Origin of the sequence: Blautia sp. MSJ-36, from assembly GCF_018917985.1 — a bacterium.
Taxonomy (GTDB): Bacteria; Bacillota; Clostridia; order Lachnospirales; family Lachnospiraceae; genus Blautia_A.
Map to the genome: position 1 here is coordinate 1 of NZ_JAHLPQ010000057.1, position 1,515 is coordinate 1,515.

Here is a 1,515-nt window from a genome sequence, read left to right on the forward strand (position 1 = left end):
CCCCGGCTCCCGCTCTCCTTACGTGTCCCCACAGTTCTGTTATACTGCAGTACAGGAATATCAACCTGTTGTCCATCGGCTACGGCTCTCGCCCTCACCTTAGGTCCCGACTCACCCAGGGCAGATCAGCTTTACCCTGGAAACCTTGGATATTCGGCCTAGAGGATTCTCACCTCTATCTCGCTACTCATTCCGGCATTCTCTCTTCCATATAGTCCACAGCTCCTTACGGTACTGCTTCTTCCCATATGCAATGCTCCTCTACCAATCCTTACGGATTCCTTAGTTTCGGTGGCGCGTTTCAGCCCCGGACATTTTCGGCGCAGGACCTCTCGACCAGTGAGCTATTACGCACTCTTTGAATGTATGGCTGCTTCTGAGCCAACATCCTGGTTGTCTTCGAAATCCCACATCCTTTTCCACTTAACGCGCACTTTGGGACCTTAACTGTAGGTCTGGGCTCTTTCCCTTTTGACCGCCCAACTTATCTCGTGCAGTCTGACTCCCGGTGATATCTACACGGCATTCGGAGTTTGATATTCTTCGGTAGGCTTTGACGCCCCCTAGGAAATTCAGTGCTCTACCTCCGCAAGACTCACACCGAGGCTAGCCCTAAAGCTATTTCGAGGAGAACCAGCTATCTCCGGGTTCGATTGGAATTTCTCCCCTATCCACACCTCATCCCCACCCTTTTCAACGGATGTGGGTTCGGTCCTCCACTACCTCTTACGGCAGCTTCAACCTGGACATGGATAGATCACCCGGTTTCGGGTCTACTCCTACTGACTCTGGCCCTGTTAAGACTTGGTTTCCCTTCGGCTCCATCCCTTGAGGACTTAACCTTGCCAGTAAGCGTAACTCGCCGGACCGTTCTACAAAAAGTACGCGGTTGTGCATATAAAGCACTTCCACAGCTTGTAGACACAGGGTTTCAGGTTCTCTTTCACTCCCCTCCCGGGGTCCTTTTCACCTTTCCTTCACAGTACTATGCGCTATCGGTCACTAAGTAGTATTTAGCCTTAGGGGGTGGTCCCCCTTACTTCCCACAAGGTTCCTCGTGTCTCGTGGTACTCCGGATCCTGCTCAGTCAGCTTGGTTTTCACGTACGGGGCTTTCACCCTCTCTGGCCGGCTTTCCCAAAACCGTTCTGTTAACTTCACTGAATCTTAAATGCAGTCCATGACCCCGGCATGCACGCACACCGGTTTAGGCTCCTCCGCGTTCGCTCGCCGCTACTTACGGAATCGATGTTTCTTTCTTTTCCTCCGGGTACTTAGATGTTTCAGTTCCCCGGGTTCCCTTCCATACGTTATGGATTGGCGTATGGATGCATGAGGTCTTCTCATGCGGGTTTCCCCATTCAGACATCTCCGGATCACGGGATATTTGCTCCTCCCCGAAGCTTTTCGCAGCTTATCACGTCTTTCATCGGCTCTTAGTGCCAAGGCATCCGCCCTGTGCCCTTATTGCTTGACCTTTCGCTTCATCACCCTAGCGTAGGTGATGCGGTCTCTT

At 52.1% G+C, this 1,515-nt stretch carries 1 rRNA gene; it reads right to left on the minus strand.

The features are described 5' to 3' along the window. Positions 1 to 1,476 (minus strand): 23S ribosomal RNA (locus KQI39_RS17065); the annotation flags it as partial. Positions 1,477 to 1,515: the final 39 nt, after the last annotated feature.